Origin of the sequence: Sphingomonas aurantiaca, assembly GCF_003050705.1 — a bacterium.
In the GTDB taxonomy this organism is placed as follows: Bacteria; Pseudomonadota; Alphaproteobacteria; order Sphingomonadales; family Sphingomonadaceae; genus Sphingomonas; species Sphingomonas aurantiaca.
The window spans coordinates 311,782-330,005 of record NZ_QAOG01000004.1; the positions used below are offsets into that span (position 1 = coordinate 311,782).

Below are 18,224 nucleotides of genomic sequence, written 5' to 3' on the forward strand. Positions count from 1 at the left end.
CGCTCTGAGAGCGGAGCGGTAAAAGACGGGCCGCGGTGTTTCCACCGCGGCCCGTTTTGATCAGAAATTTAGCAACCCTTACTGGTCGAGGAAGCTCCGCATTTTCCGACTGCGCGACGGATGCTTGAGCTTGCGCAACGCCTTCGCCTCGATCTGGCGGATACGCTCGCGGGTCACCGAGAATTGCTGGCCGACCTCTTCCAGCGTGTGATCGGTGTTCATCCCGATGCCAAAGCGCATGCGGAGCACGCGTTCCTCACGTGGCGTCAGCGACGCCAGAACGCGCGTGACGGTTTCCTTGAGGTTCGCCTGGATCGCGGCATCGACCGGGATGATCGCGTTCTTGTCCTCGATGAAGTCGCCGAGATGCGAATCCTCCTCGTCGCCGATCGGCGTTTCGAGGCTGATCGGCTCCTTGGCGATCTTCATCACCTTGCGCACCTTCTCGAGCGGCATGGAGAGGCGCTCGGCCATCTCCTCCGGGGTCGGCTCGCGGCCCTGCTCGTGGAGGAACTGGCGGCTGGTGCGGACCAGCTTGTTGATCGTCTCGATCATGTGGACCGGGATGCGGATCGTGCGGGCCTGGTCGGCGATCGAGCGCGTGATCGCCTGGCGGATCCACCAGGTCGCATAGGTGCTGAACTTGTAGCCGCGGCGATACTCGAACTTGTCGACCGCCTTCATCAGGCCGATATTGCCCTCCTGGATGAGATCCAGGAACTGAAGGCCGCGGTTCGTGTATTTCTTGGCGATCGAGATCACGAGACGCAGGTTCGCCTCGACCATCTCCTTCTTGGCGATGCGCGCCTCGCGCTCGCCCTTCTGGACCATGTTGACGATCCGGCGGAACTCGGTGAGCGCCATGCCGGTCTGCTGCGTGATGTCGGCGATCTCGGCGCGGATGCGCTCGACCGCCTCGCTCTCGTTGGCGACGAACGCGGTCCACTTCTTGTCGACCTTGTTGACCGTCGCCAGCCAGTTCTCGTCGATCTCGTGACCGATATAGCGATCGAGGAAGTCCTTGCGCGGCACCTTATGGCGCTCGGCGAGGCGCAGCATCTGGCCGCCCAGCGCGGTCAGGCGACGGTTATAGGCATAGAGCTGATCGACGAGATATTCGATCTTGGCGTTGTGGAACTGGACGCTCTCGACCTCCGCCGTGAGTTCCTCGCGCAGCTTCTGGTATTTGCGCTCGTCGGCGGCGGAGAACTCGCCGCCGATGCCCATCGCGTCGACGCGGCTCTGCTGGATCTTGCTGAACTTCTTGTAGAGCGCCGTGATGTTGGCGAACCGCTCGAGCGCGATCGGCTTGAGCTGCTCTTCCATCTGCGCGAGGCTGAGGGTGTTGTCCTCCTCCTCGTCGTCCGAGGCGCGGGGCGTGCGGCGCTCGCCGTCCTCGTCCTCGTCGGCGGACGGCTCTTCGGGCTCGGCCTCTTCCTTGAACGAGGGGCCGGCGTTCTTTTCGCTGATCTCGCCGTCGTCGGCCTCGCCGTCCTCGGCCATCGCCTCGGGCGCGGGGTCCTTCGAGAGCATCGCGTCGAGATCCATGATCTCGCGCAGCTGCATCGTGCCCTCGTTGAGCGCGGTCGACCAGTCGATGATCGCGTTGAAGGTGATCGGCGATTCGCAGAGGCCGAGGATCATGGTGTCGCGACCCGCCTCGATCCGCTTGGCGATGGCGATCTCGCCCTCGCGGCTGAGCAGCTCGACCGCGCCCATTTCGCGCAGGTACATGCGGACCGGATCGTCGGTGCGATCGACGGTCTCCTTCTTCTTCTCGATCGCGGGGCCGGTATCGGCATCCGCGTCGGTGCTCTCCGCCTCGTCCTCGTCGTCCTTGGCGGGCTCGGTCTCGCCGTCTTCGCCGGCTTCGTCGTTCTCGACGATGTTGATGCCCATTTCGCTCAGCGCGGCGCTGATGTCCTCGATCTGGTCGGACGACATCTCGCCCTGCGGCAGCGCTTCGTTGAGCTGCTCGTAGGTGATGTAGCCGCGCTTCTTGGCGCGCGCGATGACCTTCTTGATCGACGCATCGTTCATGTCGATCAGCGGCGCATCGCCGGTTTCGTTCGTCTCGGCGGGTTCCGCCATGTTCGCCTTAGCCATCAATCGCCCTCGGTACCCAACGCTCGGGCGTCTTCGTTCGACTGTACAAGATTTGCAAGTCGGACTTCCAACGCCTGTTTCTCTCTTACCATAGCCACTTGTCGTTCGAACGCATCTTCGGTGAAGTGCGTCTGCATCGCCGCGGTCGCCTGTTTCAGCGCCGCGTCGACTTCCGGGCGTGCGACCATGATCGCGATCGCCTCGTCTAGGTCGGCGCGGACGCGGGCTGGATCGGCCGTGGTCTGCGTGAACGAGTAGGGCATCGTATCGGCTCTCAACAGGTCACTCGCGACTGAATTGAAACCGGACCTCGCCAATATGGTGAGAAGTCGCCCGCTATCAAGCTTCTGGTCCTCAAGTGCAACATCCACGACCGCTTCGAACAACCGGCCGAGCGCGCCGTCGATGAGTTGCAGGGGGCCGAGCACCTCCATGTGCCGCGCGATCTCAACGGGATGGCGGATCAGGCCGGCAAGGACTGCCTTGGCGAGCACACGGTCGATTCCTGTCGCGAGAAACGCTTTGGCATCCTCGGTGACGGGGGCGGCGGGGGGCTTCCAGCCGCCTTTGGGGCGTTCGCCGCGGGGGACGAAGGGGGCGCGGACGGGTTTGAAATGCTTGTAGAAGCGGTCCTTGAACTCGGACTGGTATTCCTGTTTCACCGATGCGTCGGCGATGCCCTCTGCGAGCTCGTGCAGGCGGCGCTTGAGGCCGGCGCGCTGTTCGGGGGTGTCGAGCGCCTCGGCCGCGACTTCGGACGCCCAGAGGCGCTCGACGAGCGGTTCGGGGGTCTTGAGCAGCGCCTCGAACGCGGCGGGGCCGCCCGAGCGGACGAGATCGTCGGGGTCCTGGCCTTGCGGGAGCGTGACGAAGGCGAGGCTGCGGCCGGGGGCGAGCAGCGGGAGCGCGCGGTGCGCGGCCCTGAGCGCGGCCTTCTGGCCTGCGCCGTCGCCGTCGAAGCAGAGCAGGGGGACGTCGACCATCCGCCACAACCGCTCGAGCTGCGCTTCGGTGAGCGCGGTGCCGAGCGGGGCGACTGCCTCGCCGAACCCGGCCTGGGCTAGTGCGATGACGTCCATGTATCCCTCGACCACGAGGACGCGGCCGGCCTTGCGCGAGGCGGGGGCGGCCTTGTCGAGGTTGTAGAGCGTGCGGCCCTTGTCGAAGAGCGGGGTATCCGGGGAGTTCAAATACTTCGGCTCGCCGCCGTCGAGCACGCGGCCGCCGAACGCGATCGTCCGGCCGCGCGGATCGCGGATCGGGATCATCAGCCGGCCGCGGAAGCGGTCGTACGGGTCCTTGCCCTCGACGTTGATGAGCATGCCGGATTCGACCAGCATCGGGTCGCCGTACGTTTTCAGCGCAGTCTTGAGTTTCCCGCGGCTGTCGGGGGCGAACCCCATGCCGAACGCGCGGGCGGTGTCGGGGGTGATGCCGCGGCGGTCGAGCAGCGCGCGGGCGTCCGAGCCGGGCAGGCCGTTGAGTTGCTCGGTGAACCAGTCGGCGGCGTCGGCCATGACCTCGTGCAGGCCCTTGGCGCGTTCGGCCTTGGCGGCGGACTGGCGGTCCATCGCGGGCATGTCCATCCCGGCGGCCTGGGCGAGCTCCTTGACCGCATCCATGAAGGGGAGGCCGCGCTGGTCGGTCATCCACTTGATTGCGTCGCCGTGGGCGGAGCAGCCGAAGCAGTGGTAAAAGCCCTTGTCGTCGTTAACGTAGAACGACGGCGTCTTCTCGTTGTGGAACGGGCAGCAGCCCTTGTGCTCACGCCCGGCCTTGGTGAGCTTGGTGGTCTTGCCGACCAGCGCCGACAGCGACGTGCGGCCGCGGAGTTCGTCGAGGAATTGCGGGGTCAGGGCCATGGGGTGGCTTTTTCCTGGGGGAGGTGTGCGGCCACGCCCTCCCCCGACCCCTCCCGCGAGCGGGAGGGGAGGAGAAGTGCAGGGTTCTCCCCGGACGCAACGGTGTCCCCCTCCCGCTTGCGGGAGGGGTTAGGGGAGGGGCGTTCCGCAAGGACGCGCGCAATCTCGGCCACCACGCCTTCCAGCCGCTCCAGCACGTCGTTGTTCCAGAACCGGATCACTCGGTAGCCTTGGTTTTCGATGAAGCCCGTCCTTCGCGCATCGTCGTCGGATTGCCAGTCATGCTGCCCGCCATCGACCTCGATCACGAGCCCGGTGGCTCGCGAGACGAAATCACAGATGAACGGGCCGATCGGGACTTGGCGGTTGAACCTTATGCCGCACGTCCGGCGCGCGGCGAGGTGTTGCCATAGCGCGCTTTCGGCGCGGGTGGGGGTGGCGCGGAGGGCTCGGATGCGGGTGCGTTGTTCCAATGCTCCGTCTCCTTTGTGGCGCTGCCCTCCCCCGACCCCTCCCGCAGGCGGGAGGGGAGTAGTTAGTTTAGCGCCGCCTTTACCAGCCCGCTCGCCTTGCTCATGTCGAGCTCGCTCGCGTGGCGGGCCTTCAGTTCGGCCATCACGCGGCCCATGTCCTTCATGCCGGTCGCGCTGAGCTCGTCCTTGATCTTGAGGATCGCGGCCGTCGTCTCCGCCTCGCTCAGCTGCGCAGGGAGGAAGCGTTCGATCACGGCGACCTCGGCGCTCTCCGCGTCGGCGAGTTCCTGGCGGCCGCCGTTCGAAAACATCTCGATCGACTCGCGGCGCTGCTTGACCATCTTCTGGAGCACCTCGACCACCAGCGCGTCGTCGCTCTCGGGGGCCTTGCCGGTGCGCGCTTCGATGTCGCGGTTCTTGATCGCGGCCTGGATCAACGAGATAGCGTTGCGGCTCTGCTTGTCGCCGGCCTTCATGGCGGTCAGCTGCGCAGCCTTGATGTCGTCGCGAATCATGTACTGGTCTTTCAGGCGGTTCGGGATAGCCCGACGGGATAGCGCGTCCGCCGCCCGTTTAACAGATTGACGCTGCGGCACGCCGGCCTTAGCGGACACCACTTAGCGACATCGTCAACGTAAAGAGAGTGCCCAGCCTGATGGCCGACGCCCAGCCTACACCCATGTCTTCGGCAAAGCCTGCCGGCGCCACCGGCGTCCTGGTCCTCGCCAATGGCGACGTGATCTGGGGTCGCGGGTTCGGCGCGGAGGGCCAGGCGGTCGGCGAAGTGTGCTTCCACACCGCGATGACCGGCTATCAGGAGGTGCTGACCGATCCGTCCTTCGCGGGCCAGATGATCTGCTTCACGTTTCCGCACATTGGCAATGTCGGCGCGAACCCCGACGATATCGAGGCGGACGATCCGCACGCGCTCGGCATCATCGTCCGCGAGGACGTGACCGAGCCGTCGAGCTTCCGCGCGGTCGAGGGGCTCGATGGCTGGATGAAGCGGCATGCGCGGATCGGCCTGTCGGGGATCGACACGCGCGCGCTGACCCGCCGGATCCGCGTTGCGGGGGCGCCCAATGGGGTGATCGCGCATTCGGCGAACGGCGAGTTCGACGTGGCCGCGCTGCTGGCGATGGCGCAGGGCTGGCCGGGGCTGGAGGGCATGGACCTCGCCAAGGATGTGTCGACCGAGATGCATTATGGCTGGGGCGACAAGGGGCCCGGCGGCACGTGGCGGCTTGGGTTTGGGTATGGGGAGAGCGGTCTCTCGACTTCGCTCGAGACGAACGGGGAGGGGGATGATGGCCTCTCTTCCCAATCGGATACGTCCCCCCAGCCGTTCGTCTCGAGCGAAGTCGAGAGACCCCATGTCGTCGCGATCGATTATGGGTCTAAGCGCAACATCTTCCGCAACCTCGTCGCGGCCGGCGCGAAGGTGTCCGTCGTGCCCGCCACCGCGAGCTTCGAGCAGGTGATGGCGCTCGCCCCCGACGGCATCTTCCTGTCGAACGGCCCCGGCGATCCCGCCGCGACCGGCGACTATGCGGTGCCGGTGATCCGCGAGCTGCTCGAGACGGGCAAGCCGCTGTTCGGCATCTGTCTCGGCCACCAGCTGCTCGGCCTCGCGGTCGGCGCGACCACGACCAAGATGTTCCAGGGCCACCGCGGCGCCAACCATCCGGTCAAGCGGCTCTCCGACGGTGCAGTCGAGATCACCAGCATGAACCACGGCTTCGCGGTCGAGCGCGACAGCCTGCCGGCCAACGTCCGCGAGACTCATGTGTCGCTGTTCGACGGGTCGAATGCGGGGCTGGAGCTCACCGACAAGCCGGCGTTCTCGGTGCAGTATCACCCGGAGGCGAGCCCGGGGCCGCAGGACAGCCTGTATCTGTTCGAGAAGTTCGTGGGGTCTTTGGAGCGGACGGGTTGAATCGAACCCGCCTTGTCTGGTGTCTTGTCGGCGCTTCGTTGGTGGCGCTGCCGAGCGCAATTTTTTCTATCCTACGTTCTGAACCGCAGCCCACGTTCATCGTGTTCGATTCGTCTGGACCACCCCCGCCGCCAAAGGACGAAAGTCCAGGCGAGTTGGCAAAGGCGCTCGAACGGTTGGATACTGCATACCCGGGAAGCATCTTTGGCGACTGCCACGTCGGCCGGTTCCAGCATGAGGGCCTAACTTCGGACGGCGAGCAGACGTTCCGCACTAACATCAAAGGCTTGAGCGCCGATCAGTTAGATTGTCTGATGGGCAAGGCCCGAGAGATGGATCTTCGCGTAAGCTTCTCCAATTCCAATTCGCAGGTCGTAAACTAATGCCAAAACGCACCGACATCTCCTCGATCCTCGTCATCGGCGCAGGACCCATCGTCATCGGCCAGGCGTGCGAGTTCGATTATTCGGGCACGCAGGCGATCAAGGCGTTGAAGGAGGAGGGCTATCGCATCGTCCTCGTCAATTCGAACCCCGCCACGATCATGACCGATCCCGAGCTGGCCGACGCGACCTATGTCGAGCCGATCACGCCCGCGATCGTCGCCAAGATCATCGAGAAGGAGCGTCCTGACGCGATCCTGCCGACGATGGGTGGCCAGACCGCGCTGAACACCGCGCTCGCGCTGTTCCATGACGGTACGCTCGAGAAGTTCGGCGTGACGATGATCGGTGCGGATGCCGATGCGATCGACATGGCGGAGGATCGGCTGAAGTTCCGCGACGCGATGGACCGGATCGGCCTGGAAAGCGCGCGCTCGGTGATCGCACATACTGTCGAGGAAGCACTCGAAGGCCTTGAGAAGACGGGGCTTCCCTCGATCATCCGGCCGAGCTTCACGATGGGCGGCTCTGGCGGCGGGATCGCGTATAACCGCGAGGAGTTCATCGCGATCGTCCGCAACGGGCTCGATTTGTCGCCGACCACCGAGGTGCTGATCGAGGAATCGCTGCTCGGCTGGAAAGAGTATGAGATGGAGGTGGTGCGCGATCGCAACGACAACGCGATCATCATCTGCTCGATCGAGAATGTCGATCCGATGGGCGTCCATACCGGCGACTCGATCACGGTCGCGCCGGCGCTGACGCTGACCGACAAGGAATACCAGATCATGCGCAACGCATCGATCGCGGTGTTGCGCGAGATCGGTGTCGAAACAGGCGGTTCGAACGTACAGTTCGCAGTGAATCCGAAGGACGGCCGGCTGATCGTCATCGAGATGAACCCGCGCGTGTCGCGCTCGTCCGCGCTCGCGTCGAAGGCGACGGGCTTCCCGATCGCCAAGGTCGCGGCCAAGCTCGCGGTCGGCTACACGCTCGACGAGATCGAGAACGATATTACCGGCGCGACGCCGGCGAGCTTCGAGCCGACGATCGATTACGTCGTCACCAAGATTCCGCGGTTCGCGTTCGAGAAGTTCAAGGGCGCGTCGAGCACGCTGGGCACCGCGATGAAGTCGGTCGGCGAGGTGATGGCGATCGGTCGCAACATCCATGAATCGATGCAGAAGGCGTTGCGCGGGCTCGAGACGGGGCTGAGCGGCTTCAACCAGGTCGATCATCTGGTCGGCGCGCCGCGCGCGGAGATCGAGGCGGCGCTGGCGCTCGCGACGCCCGACCGGCTGCTGGTCGCGGCGCAGGCGTTGCGTGAGGGCTTCACCGTCGCCGAGGTGCACGCGATCGCCAAATACGATCCGTGGTTCCTCGAGCGGATCGCCGAGATCATCGCGGCCGAGGCCGAGGTGATGAAGGACGGGCTGCCGATCGACGCGACGGGCATGCGCCGTCTGAAGAGCATGGGCTTCAGCGACAAGCGGCTCGCATGGCTGGCGCTGCAATCGGTCAATCTGCGCGGCATGAACCGCGGGATCGCGCGCAGCTCCGGGCTGATCCACGAGGTCGTCAAGGCTATGACCGGCGGCGTGACCGAGGAGGAAGTGCGCGCGCACCGCGTGAAGCTGGGCGTGCGGCCGGTGTTCAAGCGGATCGACACGTGCGCGGCGGAGTTCGATGCGAAGACGCCGTATATGTACTCGACCTATGAGGCGCCGAGCTTTGGCGAGCCCGAGAACGAGTCCGAGCCTACCGATCGGAAGAAGATCGTCATCCTGGGCGGTGGGCCGAACCGGATCGGGCAGGGGATCGAGTTCGATTATTGCTGCTGCCATGCGTGCTTCGCGCTCGCCGACGCGGGCTATGAGACGATCATGGTCAACTGCAACCCGGAGACCGTGTCGACCGATTACGATACCAGCGACCGGCTATATTTCGAGCCGCTGACCGCCGAGGACGTGCTGGAGATCCTGCATGTCGAGGCGTCGAAGGGCGAGCTGGTCGGCGTGATCGTGCAGTTTGGCGGGCAGACCCCGCTGAACCTCGCGCGTGCGCTCGAAGCCGCCGGGATCCCGATCCTGGGGACGACGCCGGATGCGATCGATCTGGCGGAGGACCGCGAGCGGTTCGCGGCGCTGATCACCAAGCTCGGGCTGCGCCAGCCTGCCAATGGGCTTGCGCGCAGCCGCGACGAGGCGGTCGCTGCGGCGGAGCGGATCGGTTATCCGGTGTTGATGCGGCCGAGCTATGTCCTGGGCGGGCGTGCGATGGAGATCGTCGACACGCTCGGGCAGCTCGAGCATTATATCGCGACCGCGGTGCAGGTGTCGGGCGACTCGCCGGTGCTGATCGACCAGTATCTGCGCGATGCGATCGAGGTCGATGTCGACGCGATCTGCGACGGGACCGACGTCGTCGTCGCGGGCGTGTTGCAGCATATCGAGGAAGCGGGCGTCCATTCGGGCGACAGCGCCTGCTCGATCCCGCCTTACTCGCTGTCGGCGGAGATCATCGCCGAGATCGAGCGGCAGACGGTGGCGCTTGCGCATGCGCTGTCGGTCGTCGGCCTGATGAACATCCAGTTCGCGGTAAAGGACGGGCTGGTCTATCTCATCGAGGTCAATCCGCGCGCGTCGCGGACCGTGCCGTTCGTCGCCAAGGCGATCGGTGCGCCCATCGCCAAGATCGCCGCGCGCGTTATGGCGGGCGAGCAGCTGAAGGACCTTCCCAAGATCGACCGGCATATCGACTATTATGCGGTGAAGGAGGCGGTGTTCCCCTTCAACAAGTTCCCCGGCGTCGATCCGGTCCTGTCACCCGAAATGAAGTCCACCGGCGAAGTTATGGGAATCGATCCCGATTTCACGATCGCGTTTGCCAAGGCACAGTTGGGCGCGGGGACGATCCTGCCGACCAAGGGTAACGTCTTCGTCAGCGTGAAGGACGGCGACAAGGCCATGATCGTCGAGGCGGTCAAGGCGCTGGTCGACACCGGCTTCTCGATCGTGGCTACGGGCGGCACCGCGGATCACCTCGCGCGCGCGGGGCTTCCGGTGGAGAAGGTCAACAAGGTCGCGCAGGGGCGGCCGCATATCGTCGACCGGATCAAGGACGGCGATATCGCGCTGATCTTCAACACGACGGAAGGGTGGCAGAGCCTGAAGGACTCGCAGCCGATCCGCGCCTCAGCGCTTGGCCAGCGTATTCCGTACTTCACGACCGCGCCTGCGTCGCTCGAGGCGGCCAAGGCGATCGCCAAGCTTTCGACGCACAGCCTTGAAGTACGGCCCTTGCAATCCTATTATTCGCAGTCGCACAACTGATCCCGACATGAGCGTGATGTGTGGGCGGGGCTGGTACAGGGCCCCGCGCGGGGAAATGGATTTGGGGACGAGATAATGGCGACCGTCGAAAAGATGCCGATGCTTCAGGAAGGCTATGAGACGCTGACCGCGGATCTCAAGCGCCTGAAGGCCGAACGTCCGACGATCGTCGACGCGATCGAAGAGGCGCGCGCGCATGGCGATCTGAGCGAGAACGCGGAATATCATGCCGCCAAGGAGCGCCAGGGCCAGGTCGAGGCATCGATCTCCGACATCGAGGACAAGCTGAGCCGCGCGCAGATCATCGATCCGAAGGACCTGTCGGGCGACAAGGTCGTGTTCGGTGCGACGGTGACGTTGCTCGACGAGAACGACAAGCCGATCAAGTACCAGATCGTCGGCCAGACCGAAGCGAACGCCAAGACCGGCCGTATCTCGTACAACTCGCCGCTGGGCCGCGGGCTGATCGGGCGCAAGCTCGACGAAGAGGTCGAGGTCACTGTGCCCGCCGGCGAGCGCTATTACGTCGTCTCCAAGATCGAGTTCATCTGAACCTCATGCGTTTTTTCGAGACGCGGGCGACGGCGATCATCACGATCGTGACGGTCATCGTCTCGGGATTTCTAGTACTGAGCGGGTCGCTGCCGTACTGGGCGGTGAACGCCGGGTTCATCCCGTTGCGGATGACCGAACTCGGTATTCCGAGCGATCATATGTTCGTGGTCCCCGCCTGGGCGACGCCGCTGACCGCAACGTTGATCCATGGCGGCTGGGCGCATATCGCGCTGAACCTCGTGATGCTGGTCTATTGCGGGCAGTTCGTCGAGCGGGCGCTGGGGACTGTCGGGTTGGTCGTGCTGTACGGGCTTGGCGCGTATGCGGCGGCGGCGGGGCACTGGGCGTTTGGGCCCGAGTCCGTTTCGCCGATGATCGGCGCCAGCGGTGCGATCTCGGCAGTCGTTGGTGCGTATGCGCTACTCTATGGCGAGCGCCGCGCCAAGGCGATCGGGCCGGTACCGGCTGGCGTCGTGCATGTCGTCTGGCTTGCGGCCGCCTGGATCGGGATCCAGTTGCTGATGGGGCTGGCCGGGTTTGGTGCGTCGGTTGGCGCCAACGGGCCGATCGCGATCGGCGCGCATATTGGCGGGTTCCTGGCGGGGCTGGTTTTGGCTCGGCCGCTGTTGCTGTGGCGGTACCGCGCGGCCTGAGGGTTAGGCGCGGGTGTTCAGGCGCGCGGCTGTCGTCTCCACGCTCCGCCGTCATCCTGACGAAAGTCAGGACCCAGGTTTACAGGCGATGGCGCTCTTGGCTCTGGGTCCTGACTTTCGTCAGGATGACGGGGGAGTGTGCGTTGGTTGCACGGCGCGGGTCGGTTAGGCCGCGGTCTGACCTGGCAGCGTTGGCTCGAGCATGCGCTGCAGCGGCACGACCACGAACTTCATCTCGGCATCGTCCACCGTGCGCTGCGCTGCAGCACGCCAGGCCTTTTCGGCGGTAGCATAGTCGGGGAAGACGCCGACGAATTCGATCCGGTTCAGATCGTTAAAATCAAGGGTGCGCGGGTCGCTGACGCGGCCGCCGAATACGAGGTGGAGCTTGCTCATGCGCTGCTTGTCCTTGGGAGGGAGGTTGCAGGTGCCCTAGCGTGTTCAACCCGCGCTTTGAACCCTTTGCCGGTGTCTTTTAGACAGCTGGCTTTTGCGAAACTGCCTTCGCACCTGCAGTACCCGCGGTGGTCAGTGCCTTGACGATGCCGTCGAGCAGCCCGCGTGCCTGGCCGCGCGCATTGTCCTTGGTGAGCCCGAGTTCGCCCAGTTCGGACTGGCCCGCAGCCTTGGCAGCGGCCGTCGCAGCGACGACCGTCTCGCTCAGGCGCTTGCCGACGGGCGCGAGCAGTTCCTTCTCACGCGCCGAGCGCGGGATGAGTGCACCGGCGATCGCGCCGACGGCAAGACCGCCGACGAGGATGCCGAGGGGGTTCGATTCGAGATTGTTGACGACGCGCTTGGTCTTCTCGCGCGAGACTTCGAGGACCTCGGAGGCCTTGTCGCCGGCGTCGTGATATACCTTCGACGCGGTCTCGCGTACGGTGTCGAGACCTTCGCGGACGCGGTTTTCGGTGTCGTGAATGGTGGTCTTTGCGTCGGTCATGGGACGGTCCTTCTAATGGCAAGCTGCTCGTCTTTAAACGCGAGCCGGGACTTCATGGTTTCAAGGCTTTCAACGGCCGCGGCGAAAAAGGCCGACGATCCGGTGACGGGCGAGGAACAGCCCGGCGACTGCGGCAAAGCCCGCGGTCGGGCCGGGATTGCGCCGCACCGTTTCCACGCCCGCGGTCAGGGCGGCGGTGCCTACATCGGCGACGTCGCGGCTGGCGTTGAGCGCGAGCTTCCGGGGATTGAGCCGATCCTGCAACTGCCCGAGCGTCATCATGACGCGCTGGCGGGCGAGGGCGGACTCGATCTCTGCGGCGGCGACTTTGGCGGATGTCATGATACGGGCTCGCTCTTGGTCTGAAGCTTCGACTTGCCGATCATCGCGAGGATGCCGGCAAGTGCCAGCACCGCCACGACGACGATCGCGGTCGACCATCCAGGCCCCATCACGGTCGCCAGCGTCAAGATCGCACCGACCAGCAGTGCGATCAGCGCGGCCAGCGCCAACACGCCGGCGACGGCGAAGAACATCGCCGCCGACTTGTACGCGCCCGCCGTCTCACCGAACTTCGCCTTGTAGACTGCCACTTCGGCAGTCGCGAGGCTGCGCGTTTCGCTCGCCAGACGGCTGACGATCGCGGACAGGCTCTCCTCCTCGCCGGTCAGCGTCGCCGGCTCGGACAGGATCGGCTTGGTCAAGGCCTCAGCCCTTCGGGTTCGCGTCGACGCCCGACTGCACCAGTCGCGCGACGACAAACCCGATGGCAGCAGCTGCGCCGACTGCGATCGCGGGCGACTTGCGGACGAGTTCGCGTGCGTCGTCGAATAGCTCGTCGATGTCCTTGGCCTTCACCTGATCGGCAAAGCCGGACACGCTGTCTGCCGCGTTGCGCGCATAGCCGCCATATTGCGATCCGAGCTTTTCATCGACCTGGCCGGCCGCGTCGGTCAGCAGCTGGGCGATCTGCTCGAGTGCGCCGCTTGCACGCGCCTTGCCGTCCTCGGCGAAGGTACGCGCCTTGTCCGCGGCCTGTGCGCTGTACTTGCTGGCGCCGTCCTTGATCGCCTGCTTGGCATCAGTGGTCTTGCCCGACAGGGTATCGGCCTCGGACTCGACAGTCTTGGCGAGCTCGTTGCCGACCTGGGTCGTGGTCGTTTTCAGGTCGTTGACGGTATCGTTTACGCTGGAGTCGGCCATGACGGTCCCTTTCAGAATTGTTACGCCCTCAACACCGCCGTCGAAGCGGGGTTCCCGATTCGTCGCGCGATTGCACGACACTGTCCTGGGCCAGTCGCCGGGCCCTGCTGTGGGGCAGTCGCGCGATTGCCCGGAATGGCGCGAGGCGATAGAGGCAGCGCGAACGACCCCGCCCCGGGATTTGTAGGAGCATCGTTACGTGACCGCAATCATCGACCTTCATGCACGCCAGATCCTCGACAGCCGGGGCAATCCCACGGTCGAAGTCGACGTTCTTCTCGAAGACGGCAGCTTTGGTCGCGCGGCGGTGCCGTCGGGCGCCTCGACCGGCGCGCACGAGGCGGTCGAACGCCGCGACGGCGACAAGACCCGCTGGGGCGGCAAGGGCGTCGACGGCGCGGTCGACGCGGTCAATGACGAGATCACCGACACCGTGCTGGGCATGGACGCCGAGGACCAGTCGGACCTCGACCGTGCGATGATCGAGCTCGACGGCACCGAGAACAAGGGCCGGCTGGGTGCGAACGCGATCCTGGGCGTCAGCCTCGCGGTCGCCAAGGCCGCGGCCGAAGCGCGCGGGCTGCCGCTCTACCGTTATATCGGCGGCGTGCAGGCGCATCTGCTGCCGGTGCCGATGATGAACATCATCAACGGCGGCGAGCATGCCGACAACCCGATCGATTTCCAGGAATTCATGATCGTGCCGGTCGGCGCGTCGAACATCCTCGAGGCGGTCCGCTGCGGTTCGGAGATCTTCCACACGCTGAAGAAGGGCCTGAGCGAGAAGGGTCTGTCGACCAGCGTCGGTGACGAAGGCGGTTTCGCGCCGAACATCGGCAGCACGACCGAGGCGCTCGACTTCATCATGTCGAGCATCGAGAAGGCCGGCTATAAGCCCGGTGAGGACGTGATGCTCGCGCTCGATTGCGCCGCGACCGAGTTCTACAAGAACGGCAAGTACGACATTTCGGGCGAGGGCAAGATCCTCGACAGCCACGAGATGGCGGAATATCTCGCCGACCTGACGCGGCGCTACCCGATCTTCTCGGTCGAGGACGGCATGGCCGAGGACGATTGGGAGGGCTGGAAGACGCTCACCGACCTGATCGGCGACAAGGTGCAGCTGGTCGGCGACGATCTGTTCGTGACCAACCCGAAGCGCCTCAAGCGCGGCATCGACGGCGGCTATGCGAATTCGCTGCTGGTGAAGGTCAACCAGATCGGCACGCTGACCGAGACTTTGGAAGCCGTGTCGATGGCGCAGCGCGCCAAGTACACCGCGGTCATGTCGCATCGCTCGGGCGAGACCGAGGATTCGACGATCGCCGATCTGGCGGTCGCGACCAATTGCGGCCAGATCAAGACGGGCAGCCTGGCGCGGTCGGACCGGTTGGCCAAGTACAACCAGCTGATCCGCATCGAGGAAGAGCTGGGCGACGCGGCGCGCTACGCGGGCCGCGACATCCTGATCGGCGGCTGATACGCTCACCCCCGCGGAGGACGACATGGCACGCGTGACGACGAAGACCAGCAAGCTGCGGAAGACGATGCGCAAGGCCGCTTGGCCTGCGCTGGGGCTGACGCTGATGGCCTTTTTCGGCGCGTATGCCGTGCTCGGCCCGAACGGGATGTTCGCCTATGGCGATTACAAGCGCCAGCTGGCGAAGCGCGAGCAGGACTATGCCGCGCTTGATCGCCGGCGCGAGGTGTTGAAGAACCGGGTGGCGTTGCTCAACCCGGATCACGCAAACCCGGACATGGTCGACGAGATGGTCCGCAAGGAACTGAACGTCGCGCATCCGGACGAGGTTATCGTTCCCTTGGGGAATTAAACGTCCCGTCATTCTAGGCTTGACCCAGGATCCAGAGCCATTTGCAACATCGCCTGTGGCTCTGGATCCCGACTTTCGTCAGGATGACGAAGGGCGGATTACCGGCCCAGGAACGTCAGCAGGTCGTTCGTGAAGCGCTCGCTCTCGGTGATCGTCAGGCCGTGCGGTGCGCCGTCATATTCGACGAGCTGCGAGCCCGCGATGCCCTTTGCCGCCGCGCGGCCGGTCGCGTCGATCGGGACCGTCTTGTCGCTCGTGCCGTGAACGACCAGTGTCGGCACACGGAACGCCGCCAGGTCGGCGCGGAAGTCGGTGTGGCCGAACGCTTCCGCACAGCGCAGCGTCGGATGGAGCCCTGCCTGCATCGCCAGACCCCAGGCCCAGTCGACGACCTCGTCGCTGACCGGCGAGGTGATGAATCCGACGCCGAGAAATTGCTGGAGGAAGGTCTTGAAGAAGGCGGGGCGGTCGTCTTCGATCCCCGCGCCGATCCCGGCCAGCGTCTCTTCGTCGACGCCATCGGGATTGTCGTCGGTCTTGAGCATGTACGGCACGACCGACGAGATCAGCCCCGCGGCGACCACGCCCTTGCCGTCGTAGCGGCTCATGTAGCGCGCGATCTCGCCGCCGCCCATCGAGAAGCCGACGATCGTCGCGTCGGTGTTCGCGCCGGTGGCTTCCATCACGTCGGCGAGGTCGTCGGTGAGCGTGTCATAGTCGTAACCGCTCCAGGGCTGGCCCGACCGGCCGAACCCGCGGCGGTCATAGGCGATCGCGCGGAATCCGGCCTGAGCGAGCGCCATCGCCTGCGCGTCCCAGCTGTCGGCGTTGAGGGGCCAGCCATGGGTGAGGATGACCGGGCGTCCGGTGCCCCAGTCCTTGACGTAAATATCTGTACCGTCGCGGGTTTTTACATAGGGCATCGCAAGTCTCCGGTCTGTTCTGGCAGATGCAAGGTCAACGGCTCACCGCGGGGGCCGTTCCGCACGCTGGCGTACCGAGCCGTCGACTGGCAGCATGGCGCCGGACGAATCGGAATTGGAGACAGGATGCGGATCGGACTTTTGACGACGGCGATGGGCGCGGCGCTTGCGCTGACCGCCTGCGGACCCGCGCAGACCACGTCTAATACGCAGGCGGTTGCGCCTGCACCGACGCCGGTCGCGGCAAGCGACTGGGCCGGGTTCCGCGACGGCTTTATCGACGGCTGGTTCAAGATCGATCCGGCGAACGCGGTCTATCAGGGCAAGCACGACTATGACGGCGGGCTCGGCGACTGGAGTGCCGCGGGGCTGAAGCGGCAGGCCGACTTCCTGCACGCTGCGATCGACAAGGCGGGGGCGTTCAAGGACCTGAAGCCGACCGAGGCGTTCGAGCGCGACTATCTGGTGCAGGTCGCCAAGGGCAAGCTGTTCTGGCTGGAGGATGCGGATCAGCCGCATCGCAACCCGGCCTGGTATGTCAGCGCCGGCCTCGATCCGAACGTCTATATCGCGCGCAACTATGCCGATGCGCCGACCCGGATGAAGGCGCTGACCGCGTTCCTGCAGAAGATCCCGGCGGCGACGGGCAACATCAAGGCGAACCTCAAGACGCCGATGCCGCCGAGCTTCGTCAACTATGGTGCCGCGGCGTTCAACGGCTTTGCGGACTACTATGCGGGCGACGCGGTGAAGGCGTTTGCGGGCGTCAAGGACGCGGCGGCGCAGAAGCAGCTGAGCGATGCGGCGCAGGCGGCGTCGAAGGCGATGCGCGATCTGGGCACTTGGACCGAAGGGCAGCGGGCGACCGCGACGCAGGACTTTGCGCTGGGGGCCGACAAATTCGCGCGGATGGTCGCGATGACCGAGGGTGTCGATACGCCGCTCGACCAGCTCGAGGCGGCGGGCGTCGCGGATCTGAAGCGTAACCAGGCGGCGCTCGCGCAGGCGTGCGGCGTGTTCGCCAAGGGCCAGACGATCCTCGCGTGCATGGACAAGATGAACGCGAACAAGCCGGTCGGTGGCCCGGTCGCGGAGGCGCGGCGGCAGATCCCGAGCTTGCGCAAGTTCGTCGTCGATCACGATCTGTTGACGATCCCGGGCACCGAGCAGGCGCTGGTCGAGGAATCACCGCCCTATAACCGGCAGAACTCGGCGTATATCGATCCGCCGGGACCGTTCGAGAAGGGCGTGCCGTCGATCTACTATATCTCGCCGCCCGATCCGAGCTGGACCAAGGCGGTGCAGGACGCGTTCGTGCCCGGCAAGAACGACCTTCTGTTCACCTCGGTTCACGAAGTGATGCCGGGGCATTTCGTCCAGTTCCTCCACGCCAACCGATCGCCGTCGCTCTTCGGGCGGCTGTTCGTCGGCTATGCGTTTGCCGAAGGCTGGGCGCATTATGCCGAGGAGATGATGTGGGAGGCGGGGCTCAATAACGGGGACGCCGAGACTCATGTGGGGCAGATCTCGAACGCGTTGCTTCGCGATTGCCGGTATCTGTCGGCGATCCGGATGCACGCCAAGGGGATGACGCAGGAGCAGTCGTTCCGGATGTTCGTCGACGAATGCTATCAGGACGAGGGCAATGCCCGGCAGCAGGCGGCGCGCGGGACCTATGATCCGGCGTATCTGAACTACACAATGGGCAAGCTGATGATCCGCAAGCTGCGCGCCGACTGGACCGCGAGCCGGGGTGGGCGGAAGGCGTGGAAGGCGTTCCACGACCAGTTCCTGAGCTATGGCGGCCCGCCGATCCCGTTGGTGCGCAAGGCGATGATGGGGGAGGCTAAGGCCAGCGCTGCTTTCTGATTGGTGCTTGCACCACCCCGGCGAAGGCCGGGGCCCAATTGGGGGACGGTGCTAACGAAGCGCATCGCTTCGTTATATCCGACGTTCCAATTGGGCCCCGGCCTTCGCCGGGGAGGATGGTTTTGAATTAGATCGCTGCAAAGCTTGTGTCCCT

General features: G+C 65.2%; 17 protein-coding genes. 7 read left to right on the top strand and 10 right to left on the bottom strand.

Annotated elements, in window-relative coordinates; translation table 11 throughout:
* Positions 1–78 precede the first annotated feature (78 nt).
* From rpoD to C8J26_RS13155, 4 genes are all read right to left on the bottom strand, one after another.
* Complete coding sequence (rpoD, locus tag C8J26_RS13140; protein ID WP_056411003.1) at positions 79–2,106, bottom strand: RNA polymerase sigma factor RpoD; 2,028 nt, start codon at positions 2,104–2,106, stop codon at positions 79–81.
* Complete coding sequence (gene dnaG, locus C8J26_RS13145; RefSeq protein ID WP_107958587.1) at positions 2,106–3,968, bottom strand: DNA primase; 1,863 nt, start codon at positions 3,966–3,968, stop codon at positions 2,106–2,108. Before dnaG ends, rpoD begins: the two co-directional genes overlap by 1 nt.
* Positions 3,959–4,441 (bottom strand): endonuclease domain-containing protein, encoded by a 483-nt coding sequence (locus tag C8J26_RS13150; RefSeq protein WP_107958590.1) that lies wholly within the window; start codon positions 4,439–4,441, stop codon positions 3,959–3,961. The genes dnaG and C8J26_RS13150 overlap by 10 nt, the downstream gene beginning before the upstream one ends.
* A 62-nt stretch (positions 4,442–4,503) precedes the next feature.
* Positions 4,504–4,956, bottom strand: coding sequence for a GatB/YqeY domain-containing protein (locus C8J26_RS13155; protein WP_107958592.1), 453 nt, complete (start codon positions 4,954–4,956; stop codon positions 4,504–4,506).
* Between the two features lie 140 nt (positions 4,957–5,096).
* Between C8J26_RS13155 and carA the strand changes: the two genes are divergently transcribed.
* From carA to C8J26_RS13180, 4 genes are all read left to right on the top strand, one after another.
* Complete coding sequence (gene carA, locus C8J26_RS13160) at positions 5,097–6,377, top strand: glutamine-hydrolyzing carbamoyl-phosphate synthase small subunit (protein WP_107958594.1); 1,281 nt, start codon at positions 5,097–5,099, stop codon at positions 6,375–6,377.
* Between the two features lie 382 nt (positions 6,378–6,759).
* Positions 6,760–10,092, top strand: coding sequence for a carbamoyl-phosphate synthase large subunit (carB, locus tag C8J26_RS13170; protein ID WP_107958598.1), 3,333 nt, complete (start codon positions 6,760–6,762; stop codon positions 10,090–10,092).
* Between the two features lie 75 nt (positions 10,093–10,167).
* Entirely contained in the window at positions 10,168–10,644 is a 477-nt protein-coding gene (greA, locus tag C8J26_RS13175; RefSeq protein ID WP_055878474.1) for a transcription elongation factor GreA, read from the top strand.
* Between the two features lie 5 nt (positions 10,645–10,649).
* Entirely contained in the window at positions 10,650–11,300 is a 651-nt protein-coding gene (locus C8J26_RS13180; protein ID WP_107958600.1) for a rhomboid family intramembrane serine protease, read from the top strand.
* A gap of 165 nt (positions 11,301–11,465) precedes the next feature.
* Here C8J26_RS13180 and C8J26_RS13185 read toward each other — a convergent pair whose 3' ends face one another.
* The 5 genes from C8J26_RS13185 to C8J26_RS13205 form a co-directional block, all read right to left on the bottom strand.
* Positions 11,466–11,696: a DUF4170 domain-containing protein gene (locus C8J26_RS13185; RefSeq protein ID WP_056410981.1), complete on the bottom strand. Its 231-nt coding sequence runs from the start codon at positions 11,694–11,696 to the stop codon at positions 11,466–11,468.
* Between the two features lie 79 nt (positions 11,697–11,775).
* Positions 11,776–12,243 carry a PLP-dependent aminotransferase family protein gene (locus C8J26_RS13190; protein WP_056410977.1) on the bottom strand — a complete coding sequence of 156 codons (468 nt, stop codon included), beginning with the start codon at positions 12,241–12,243 and terminating at the stop codon, positions 11,776–11,778.
* Positions 12,244–12,312: 69 nt separating this feature from the next.
* Positions 12,313–12,585, bottom strand: coding sequence for a hypothetical protein (locus C8J26_RS13195; protein WP_056410974.1), 273 nt, complete (start codon positions 12,583–12,585; stop codon positions 12,313–12,315).
* Complete coding sequence (locus C8J26_RS13200; protein WP_056410971.1) at positions 12,582–12,947, bottom strand: phage holin family protein; 366 nt, start codon at positions 12,945–12,947, stop codon at positions 12,582–12,584. Before C8J26_RS13200 ends, C8J26_RS13195 begins: the two co-directional genes overlap by 4 nt.
* 4 nt (positions 12,948–12,951) lie before the next feature.
* Complete coding sequence (locus tag C8J26_RS13205) at positions 12,952–13,446, bottom strand: hypothetical protein (protein ID WP_107958602.1); 495 nt, start codon at positions 13,444–13,446, stop codon at positions 12,952–12,954.
* Positions 13,447–13,645: 199 nt separating this feature from the next.
* Here C8J26_RS13205 and eno point away from each other — a divergent pair, with 199 nt between their 5' ends.
* Positions 13,646–14,926 (top strand): phosphopyruvate hydratase, encoded by a 1,281-nt coding sequence (eno, locus tag C8J26_RS13210; RefSeq protein ID WP_107958604.1) that lies wholly within the window; start codon positions 13,646–13,648, stop codon positions 14,924–14,926.
* Between the two features lie 25 nt (positions 14,927–14,951).
* Positions 14,952–15,278 carry an FtsB family cell division protein gene (locus C8J26_RS13215; protein WP_056410961.1) on the top strand — a complete coding sequence of 109 codons (327 nt, stop codon included), beginning with the start codon at positions 14,952–14,954 and terminating at the stop codon, positions 15,276–15,278.
* Between the two features lie 98 nt (positions 15,279–15,376).
* On the opposite strand, the gene C8J26_RS13220 is transcribed toward C8J26_RS13215, so the two are convergent.
* Positions 15,377–16,201 carry an alpha/beta fold hydrolase gene (locus tag C8J26_RS13220; protein ID WP_107958605.1) on the bottom strand — a complete coding sequence of 275 codons (825 nt, stop codon included), beginning with the start codon at positions 16,199–16,201 and terminating at the stop codon, positions 15,377–15,379.
* A 126-nt stretch (positions 16,202–16,327) separates the two neighbouring features.
* Between C8J26_RS13220 and C8J26_RS13225 the strand changes: the two genes are divergently transcribed.
* The gene (locus C8J26_RS13225; protein WP_244185297.1) at positions 16,328–18,070 is read left to right on the top strand and encodes a DUF885 domain-containing protein; all 1,743 of its coding nucleotides are present in this window, start codon (positions 16,328–16,330) and stop codon (positions 18,068–18,070) included.
* Positions 18,071–18,224: the final 154 nt, after the last annotated feature.

What these genes read in the sequence shown, in the direction of transcription:
- rpoD (WP_056411003.1), bottom strand. Translation starts at nt 2,106, where the DNA reads ATGGCTAAGGCGAACATGGCGGAACCCGCCGAGACGAACGAAACCGGC.
- dnaG (WP_107958587.1), bottom strand. Translation starts at nt 3,968, where the DNA reads ATGGCCCTGACCCCGCAATTCCTCGACGAACTCCGCGGCCGCACGTCG.
- C8J26_RS13155 (WP_107958592.1), bottom strand. Translation starts at nt 4,956, where the DNA reads ATGATTCGCGACGACATCAAGGCTGCGCAGCTGACCGCCATGAAGGCC.
- carA (WP_107958594.1), top strand. Translation starts at nt 5,097, where the DNA reads ATGGCCGACGCCCAGCCTACACCCATGTCTTCGGCAAAGCCTGCCGGC.
- carB (WP_107958598.1), top strand. Translation starts at nt 6,760, where the DNA reads ATGCCAAAACGCACCGACATCTCCTCGATCCTCGTCATCGGCGCAGGA.
- greA (WP_055878474.1), top strand. Translation starts at nt 10,168, where the DNA reads ATGGCGACCGTCGAAAAGATGCCGATGCTTCAGGAAGGCTATGAGACG.
- C8J26_RS13180 (WP_107958600.1), top strand. Translation starts at nt 10,650, where the DNA reads ATGCGTTTTTTCGAGACGCGGGCGACGGCGATCATCACGATCGTGACG.
- C8J26_RS13185 (WP_056410981.1), bottom strand. Translation starts at nt 11,696, where the DNA reads ATGAGCAAGCTCCACCTCGTATTCGGCGGCCGCGTCAGCGACCCGCGC.
- C8J26_RS13190 (WP_056410977.1), bottom strand. Translation starts at nt 12,243, where the DNA reads ATGACCGACGCAAAGACCACCATTCACGACACCGAAAACCGCGTCCGC.
- C8J26_RS13195 (WP_056410974.1), bottom strand. Translation starts at nt 12,585, where the DNA reads ATGACATCCGCCAAAGTCGCCGCCGCAGAGATCGAGTCCGCCCTCGCC.
- C8J26_RS13205 (WP_107958602.1), bottom strand. Translation starts at nt 13,446, where the DNA reads ATGGCCGACTCCAGCGTAAACGATACCGTCAACGACCTGAAAACGACC.
- C8J26_RS13215 (WP_056410961.1), top strand. Translation starts at nt 14,952, where the DNA reads ATGGCACGCGTGACGACGAAGACCAGCAAGCTGCGGAAGACGATGCGC.
- C8J26_RS13220 (WP_107958605.1), bottom strand. Translation starts at nt 16,201, where the DNA reads ATGCCCTATGTAAAAACCCGCGACGGTACAGATATTTACGTCAAGGAC.
- C8J26_RS13225 (WP_244185297.1), top strand. Translation starts at nt 16,328, where the DNA reads ATGCGGATCGGACTTTTGACGACGGCGATGGGCGCGGCGCTTGCGCTG.